This is a genomic window from Pseudokineococcus marinus (assembly GCF_013004605.1).
GTDB lineage: Bacteria > Actinomycetota > Actinomycetes > Actinomycetales > Quadrisphaeraceae > Pseudokineococcus > Pseudokineococcus marinus.
This window is the reverse complement of record NZ_JABEMA010000149.1, coordinates 1-7,530: the sequence shown is the minus strand read 5'-3', so window position 1 is coordinate 7,530 and position 7,530 is coordinate 1. Positions and strand designations below refer to the sequence as shown.

The 7,530-nt window shown below is 74.7% G+C and carries 6 protein-coding genes; all 6 read left to right on the top strand.

Translation table 11 applies throughout. The features are described from left to right. A partial coding sequence (locus HLB09_RS10390; protein WP_409372999.1) for an LGFP repeat-containing protein occupies nt 1-427 on the top strand: 427 nt, incomplete at its 5' end. Nucleotides 428-569: 142 nt separating this feature from the next. Then, on the top strand, nt 570-2,588 hold the full coding sequence (locus tag HLB09_RS10385) for an acyltransferase family protein (RefSeq protein ID WP_339576734.1): 2,019 nt from the start codon (nt 570-572) through the stop codon (nt 2,586-2,588). Nucleotides 2,589-2,664: 76 nt separating this feature from the next. Further along, nucleotides 2,665-3,852: a UDP-galactopyranose mutase gene (gene glf / locus HLB09_RS10380; protein ID WP_171203307.1), complete on the top strand. Its 1,188-nt coding sequence runs from the start codon at nt 2,665-2,667 to the stop codon at nt 3,850-3,852. Then, nucleotides 3,849-5,849, top strand: coding sequence for a glycosyltransferase (locus tag HLB09_RS10375; RefSeq protein ID WP_171203306.1), 2,001 nt, complete (start codon nt 3,849-3,851; stop codon nt 5,847-5,849). Before glf ends, HLB09_RS10375 begins: the two co-directional genes overlap by 4 nt. A gap of 10 nt (nt 5,850-5,859) precedes the next feature. Then, on the top strand, nt 5,860-6,738 hold the full coding sequence (locus HLB09_RS10370; RefSeq protein ID WP_171203305.1) for an ABC transporter permease: 879 nt from the start codon (nt 5,860-5,862) through the stop codon (nt 6,736-6,738). After that, nucleotides 6,738-7,502, top strand: a complete 765-nt coding sequence (locus HLB09_RS10365; RefSeq protein ID WP_171203304.1) for an ABC transporter ATP-binding protein — start codon at nt 6,738-6,740, stop codon at nt 7,500-7,502. The genes HLB09_RS10370 and HLB09_RS10365 overlap by 1 nt, the downstream gene beginning before the upstream one ends. Nucleotides 7,503-7,530 lie beyond the last annotated feature (28 nt).

Below are 7,530 nucleotides of genomic sequence, written 5' to 3'. Positions count from 1 at the left end.
GTGGGAGGGCGGGGTCCTGGGCTACCCGACGGGCGACGAGGTGCGGCTCGGGCGCGACGGCGGCCTGCTGCAGCGCTTCCAGGGCGGTTTCGTCTACTGGAGCCGGGCCACCGGCGCCCAGGTGGTGCGCGGCCCGCTGCTCGACGCCTACGGGCGCGCCGGGTGGGAGGGCGGGGTCCTGGGCTACCCGACCGGCGGCCAGGTCGGCCTGCGCGACGGCGGCCTGCTGCAGCGCTTCCAGGGCGGGTTCGTCTACTGGAGCCCGGCCACGGGCGGCCACGTCGTGCGCGGGGCGCTGCTCGACGCCTACGGCCGCGCGGGCTGGGAGGGCGGCCGCTACGGCTACCCGACGGGGGAGCAGCGCACGTCCGGCAGCCGCCTCGTGCAGCCCTTCCAGGGCGGGACGCTCTCGGTCGCCGCCCGCTGACGGGCCACGGCGCACGGCCGGGGCGCCGTGGTGCCGCCCGCGGCGGACGTGCCGACCGCCACCCCGGCCACGTACTCTCGCCGCTCCCCGTGCCGCACCGCGCGGCGGGGACCGTCCGGGGGAGAGAGATCGAGGGAACGGGCTGAGCACCGCACTGCAGGAGCGTCCGTCGCCCCCGCCGACCGCGACCGGTCCGCCGGCGCGCCGGCAGGAGGTCGAGGGGCTGCGCACCCTCGCCATCGGCCTCGTCGTCGGCTACCACGTCTGGGTCGGCGGCGTCTCCGGCGGCGTCGACGTCTTCCTGGCGCTCACCGGCTTCTTCCTCGCCGGCTCGGTGCTGCGCCGGCTCGAGCAGGGCACCATGACGCCCCGCGCCGTGGTGGAGGCCTGGAGCCGCTTCCTCGTCCGGGTGCTGCCCCCGATCGCCCTCACCGTGGCGGGCACGCTCGTCGCCGTCCGTCTGCTCCTGCCGGCCACCCAGTGGCTCGACGCCACACGGGGCGCGCTGGCCTCGATCGGCATGGTGCAGAACGTCCGCCTCGGCGACCAGGCCGTCGACTACCTGGCGCGGGGCGACGCCCTCAGCCCCTTCCAGCACCTGTGGTCGACGTCGCTGCAGGGGCAGGTGACGCTGGTCCTGCCCGTCCTCGCCCTCGTCGTCGCGCTCGGTGCGCGCGCCACCGGCGCTCGGGCGGGGCGCTGCCTCGTCGCGGTGCTCCTCGCCCTCACGGCCGCCTCCTTCGTCCGCTCGGTGCAGCTCACGGCGCTCGACCAGCCGGCCGCCTACTTCGCCGGCGGCGCCCGGGCGTGGGAGCTCGGGGCGGGCGCCCTGGCCGCGGTGGTCCTGGCCAGGTGGCGCCCGGGCACCGCGGGCGCGCTGGTGCTCGGGTGGGCGGGCGTGCTGGGGCTGCTCGCGACCGGCGTCCTCATCCCGCCCACCTCCTTCCCCGGCGTCGCCGCCGCCCTGCCGGTCCTCTCGGGCCTCGCCGTGGTGGCCGCGGCCCACCACGGCGGCAGGGGCGGCGCGCACCGCCTCCTGTCCGCGCCGGTCCTCGCGCGGCCGGCGCCCCTGTCCTTCCCCCTCTACCTGTGGCACTGGCCCGTCCTCGTGGCCTACCTCTCGCTCACAGGGCGGCAGACGGCCTCGCTGCTCGGAGGTGCGGCGGTGGTCGCGCTGTCGGTCGCGCTGGCGGTGCTCACCCACCTGCTCCTCGACGGGCGGCTCGTCCCGGCCCTGCGGGCCAGGTCGGCGGTGGCGGCCGGTCTCGCCGCCCTCGCCCTCGTGCTGCCGGTCGTCGGCGGCGCGGCGGCGTGGGGCGCGTGGATGCAGCACCGGGTCCAGGAGGCGCTGGCCGCGGACGCCCGCCCCGGGGCGCTCGCGCTGGACCCGCGGACCCTCGTGCCGGAGGTGGAGGGCCCGCCCCTGCCCGACCCCACCGACCTGTGGGCCTCCTGGCCCGACCTCCTGGAGCGTCCCGGGTGCTCGGCCGACGACCTCCCCGACGAGGTCCGGACCTGCTGGGGCGGGGTCGAGGGCGCAGCGAGGCGGGTCGTGGTGGTGGGGGACTCGCACTCGGTGCAGTGGGTGCCTCCCCTCCTCGAGGTCGCCGTGGACCTCGACCTCGAGGTGGTGTGGATGACGCGGGGCGGGTGCCGGCTGCAGGACGCCGACCAGGTCGAGGACCCGGAGTGCCGCGCGTGGAACGAGCGGGTGCTCGGGGCCGTCGGGGAGCTGGACCCGGACCTGCTCGTGACGACCGTCACCTCGCAGGTGCGGGTCGGCGGGGGCGAGGAGCTCGCCCCCCGGCTGCTGCCCCCCCTGCGCGAGGTGGCCGCCTCGGTGCCCGTCATGGGCATGCGCGACAGCCCTCGCTACGACGAGGCGCCGACCGAGTGCCTCCTGACGACGGACGACCCGGTCTCCTGCGGCGCCGACCCCGCCGACCTGTACTCGCCCGAGGTGCTGGAGGAGGTGCGCGCCCAGCTGCCCGAGGGCGTGCGGCTCGTGGACACCCGCGACTACTTCTGCTCGGAGGACCGGTGCCCCGCGGTGGCGGGCGGCCTCTTCGTCTACTCCGACGACAACCACGCCACCGGGCTGTGGATGGAGTCCACGCGACACCTCCTGCGCCGCGACCTGGCGGAGGTCGTCGGCTGGTGAGGCGGCGCGCCCCGTCCGGGGGAGCGCCCCGGCGCCACTACCCTGGGCCGTCCCCGATCGAGGAGTGATCTCCCCCGTGAACGCCGACCTGGTCGTCGTCGGGTCCGGGTTCTTCGGCCTCACCGTCGCCGAGCGGTGCGCCGAGGAGCTGGGCCTGGACGTCGTCGTCATCGACCGCCGCCACCACATCGGGGGGAACGCCTACTCCGAGCCCGAGCCGACGACCGGCATCGAGGTCCACCGGTACGGCGCCCACCTGTTCCACACCTCCAACGAGCGGGTGTGGGAGTACGTCAACCGCTTCACGGACTTCACGCCGTACGTGCACCGCGTGTACACGAACCACGGCGGGGAGGTCTTCCCCATGCCGATCAACCTGGGGACGATCAACCAGTTCTTCCGCGCCGCCCACTCCCCGCAGCAGGCGCGCGACCTCGTGGCCGAGCAGGCCGCCGAGCTGGGCGGCCGCGAGCCGGCCAACCTCGACGAGAAGGCCGTGCAGCTCATCGGCCGGCCGCTCTACGAGGCCTTCATCCGCGAGTACACGGCCAAGCAGTGGCAGACCGACCCGAAGGACCTCCCCATGGAGGTCATCTCGCGGCTGCCGGTCCGCTACACCTACGACAACCGGTACTTCAACGACACCCACGAGGGGCTGCCGGCGCAGGGCTACACGGCCTGGCTCGAGCGCCTCGCCGACCACCCCCGCATCACCGTGCAGCTGGAGACCGACTTCTTCGACGCCTCGCAGCCGGTGTCCAAGGGCTCCGTCGTCGGGCAGGTCCCGGTGGTCTACACCGGCCCGGTGGACCGCTACTTCGACTACGCCGAGGGCGCCCTCACGTGGCGCACGCTCGACTTCGAGGAGGAGGTCCTGCCGGTCGGCGACTTCCAGGGCACCCCGGTCATGAACTACGCGGACGCCGACGTGCCCTACACGCGCATCCACGAGTTCCGGCACTTCCACCCCGAGCGGGACTACCCGACCGACCGGACGGTGATCATGCGGGAGTTCTCGCGCTTCGCCCAGGCCTCCGACGAGCCGTACTACCCGGTCAACACCGAGGCCGACCGCGCCCGGCTGCTCACCTACCGCGACGCGGCCCGCGGCGAGCGGGGCGTCCTGTTCGGCGGGAGGCTCGGGACGTACAAGTACCTCGACATGCACATGGCCATCGCGGCGGCGCTGTCCATGGTGGACAACACGCTCGCGCCGCACTTCCGCGGCGAGCGCGCGCTCGTCAGCGGCGGGGTGGACGCATGAGCGCGCCTGCGGCCGAGGAGGTCGGGACGCGCCCGGTGGGCGCCGCGGCGAGGGTCCTCCAGCGCGTCGTCCTGCCCGGGGACGCCGACCCCGACGTCCTGCCGCTCTACGTCGAGGGCGAGCTCGTCACGGCCGGCTCGTCCGAGGACGCGTCCCGCGCGACCGCGCGCGGCGGGGCGGTCTCCGGGGACCAGGTCCTCGGCCGCCGTCGCTTCCTCGTGCCGGCGGGCACCCGCTCGTCCTTCGCGACGTACTTCAACGCCTTCCCGGCCGGCTACTGGCGCCGGTGGACGGTCGTGGAGCAGGTCCGCCTGTCCGTCCGCACGAGCGGCGCGGGGACCGTGACGGTCTACCGGTCGAACGCCAAGGGCAACGCCCAGCGCGTCACGTCCTCGCGCGTCGGCGGCGACCACGGCTCCGACGTGGCCGTCGACCTGCCGCTGCGCGCCTTCAACGACGGCGGCTGGTACTGGTTCGACCTGGCGGCGGGCACGCAGGACCTCCGGCTCGAGGAGGCCTCCTGGTCCACGGACGACGGCGCCGGCCGCGGCGCCGGCACGGTGGCCGTCTCCATCACCACGATGAACCGCCCCGACTACTGCGCGCGCCTGCTGGCGACGCTCGGCGAGGACGAGGGCCTGCGCGACGTCGTGACCCGCGTGCGCGTCGTCGACCAGGGCACGCAGACGGTGTCGGCGGAGACCGAGCACTTCCCGCGCGCCCGGGCCGCCCTCGGCGACCGCCTCGACGTCGTCCACCAGGCCAACCTCGGCGGCTCTGGCGGCTTCGCCCGCGGCATGGTCGAGAGCCTGTCGGACGGCGTCGACCACGTGCTGCTCCTCGACGACGACGTCGTCGTCGAGCCCGAGGGGATCCTCCGCGCGGTCACCTTCGCCGACCTCGCGCGGACGCCGACCATCGTCGGCGGGCACATGTTCAGCATGTTCCAGCGCTCGCTGCTGCACGCGCTCGCCGAGCAGGTGCAGCCCTGGCGCACGTGGTGGGGGCCCGCGACGGCCACCCACCACGACCACGACCTCGGCCGGTCCGGCCTGCGCTCGACGCCGTGGCTGCACCGGCGCGTCGACCCTGACTTCAACGGGTGGTGGATGTGCCTCATCCCCACGTCGGTGGTCCGCGAGCTCGGGGTCTCGCTGCCGCTCTTCATCAAGTGGGACGACGCCGAGTACGGCCTGCGCGCCCGCGAGGCCGGCGTCCCCACCGTCTCGCTGCCCGGCGTCGCGGTGTGGCACGTGCCGTGGACCGACAAGGACGACGCCGTCGACTGGCAGGCGTACTTCCACGCCCGCAACCGGCTCGTCGTCGCGCTGCTGCACAGCCCCTACGCCCGCGGCGGGGCGCTCGTGCGGGAGAGCCTCGGCATCAGCGTCAAGCACCTGCTGTCGATGCAGTACTCGACCGCCGAGCTGCGGCTCATGGCGCTCGAGGCCGTCCTCGAGGGTCCGGAGCACCTGCACCGCGACCTCGCGACCACGCTGCCGCGCGTCCGGGAGGTCCGCGCCGGCTACGACGACGCGGTGGTGCGCCCCGACGCCACGGCCTTCCCGCCCCAGCGCCGCCGCAAGCCGCCGCGGCGCGGCCGCGACGTCCAGGTGCCGGAGAACCGGCTCGCGGGGCTCGTGCAGGCGGCGACGGGCACGCTCAAGCAGCTGCGGCCGGTCGACGAGCTCGCCCGTCGGCACCCGCAGGTCGCGGTGCCGCACATGGACTCCCGCTGGTGGCTGCTCGCCCAGTTCGACAGCGCGCTCGTCAGCACGGCGGACGGCACCGGCGCGGCCTGGTACCGCCGCGACCCCGCCCGCTTCCGCGCCCTCGCGGCCCGCACGACGGCCGCCCACCGCCGTCTGCTCGCGGAGTGGCCCCGGCTGGCCGCCGAGTACCGCGCGGCGCTGCCGGACCTCACGAGCCCCGACGGCTGGCGCGCCTCCTTCGCGCTGCCGCCGGCGGCACCGGACGCCGGGCGCACCCGGTCGTGAGCACCCGGTCGTGAGCGCGTCCCCCTCCGAGGCCCCTCTCGTCGCCCCCGGGCGGGGCCTCGGGCTCGTCGACGTCCTGCGCCAGCGCTACCTCCTGCGGCTGCTGGTCCGCAAGGAGCTGCGCGTGCGCTACCGGGGCTCCGTCCTCGGCCTCGCCTGGTCCTACGTCAAGCCGGCGGTGCAGTTCGCCGTCTTCTTCTTCGCGCTGGGTGAGTTCCTGCAGCAGCGGGACACGCTGCCGCCCTTCGCGATCTACCTCTTCTCGGGGATGATCGCCGTCAACCTCTTCAGCGAGTGCTTCGGCAACGCCACGCGCGCCGTCGTGGGCAACGCCCCGCTCGTCAAGAAGATCTACCTGCCGCGCGAGCTCTTCCCCGTCTCGAGCATCTGGGTGGGGCTCGTCCACTTCGTGCCGCAGGTCGTCGTGCTGCTCGTGGGGTGCGTGGTCGTCGGCTGGCGCCCGGGGCTCGTCGAGCTGGCCGTGGCCCTGCTCGGGGTCCTCGTCGTCGTCACCCTGGCGCTGGGCCTGGGGCTGCTCTTCGGGGCCCTCGACGTCCTCTACCGGGACCTCGAGAACATCGTCGACCTCATCCTCATGGTCGCGGTCTGGCTCTCGCCGGTCCTCTACCCGTGGACGCTCGTGCGCGACTCGCTCGGCGAGGGCTCGGTGCTGCTGTGGCTCTACCTCCACAACCCCCTCACGGTCGCCGTCGAGCTCTTCCACCGGGCCTTCTGGTACCCGGTCGCCGACGTGCCGGCCGACCGCTGGCAGATCCCCGACGGCCTCGTCTGGGACGGGGTGCTGGCGCTCGCCGGCTCACTCGTCCTCCTCGCCGTGGGCCAGCTCGTCTTCCGGCGGCTCGAGGGCCGCTTCGCCCAGGAGCTGTGATGCCAGGACCTGCAGTGCCCGGAGCCGCGGGGCCCCGGACGTCGGGCACCGACGTCGTCCGCGTCGGCGGCGTGAGCAAGCGGTTCACGCTCCGCCACAACCGCTCGCTCAAGGAGCTGGCCGTGGCGGCGGTGCGCGGTCGCCCCCTCGGCGACACCTTCATGGCGCTGGACGACGTGTCGCTGTCCGTCGGCCAGGGGGAGTCCGTGGCGCTGCTCGGGCTCAACGGGTCGGGCAAGTCGACGCTGCTCAAGCTCGTCTCGGGGGTCATGACGCCGGACAGCGGCTCCATCGGCGTCCGCGGCCGCGTCGCCGGCCTCATCGAGGTGGGCGCGGGCTTCCACCCCGACCTCACCGGCCGCGAGAACGTCTACCTCAACGCGGCCATCCTCGGGATGGACGCGGCGACGACGCGCGCCCGCTTCGACGAGATCGTCGCCTTCAGCGAGATCGAGCGCTTCATCGACACCGAGGTGAAGTTCTACTCCTCGGGCATGTTCCTGCGGCTCGCCTTCGCCGTCGCGGTGCACACCGAGCCCGACGTCTTCCTCGTCGACGAGATCCTCGCCGTCGGCGACGAGCCGTTCCAGCAGAAGTGCCTGGCGCGCATCCGCGCCCTGCGCGCCGAGGGCCGCACCCTCGTCATCGTCAGCCACGACCTCGACCGCATGGCGAAGCTCTGCGACCGCGGCGTCGTGCTCGCGGGCGGCCGCGTCCAGCTCGACGGCGGCATCGACGAGGCCGTGGCGCACCTGCGCGGCTGACGCCCCGCCGCGCCCCCTCCGCCCGCCC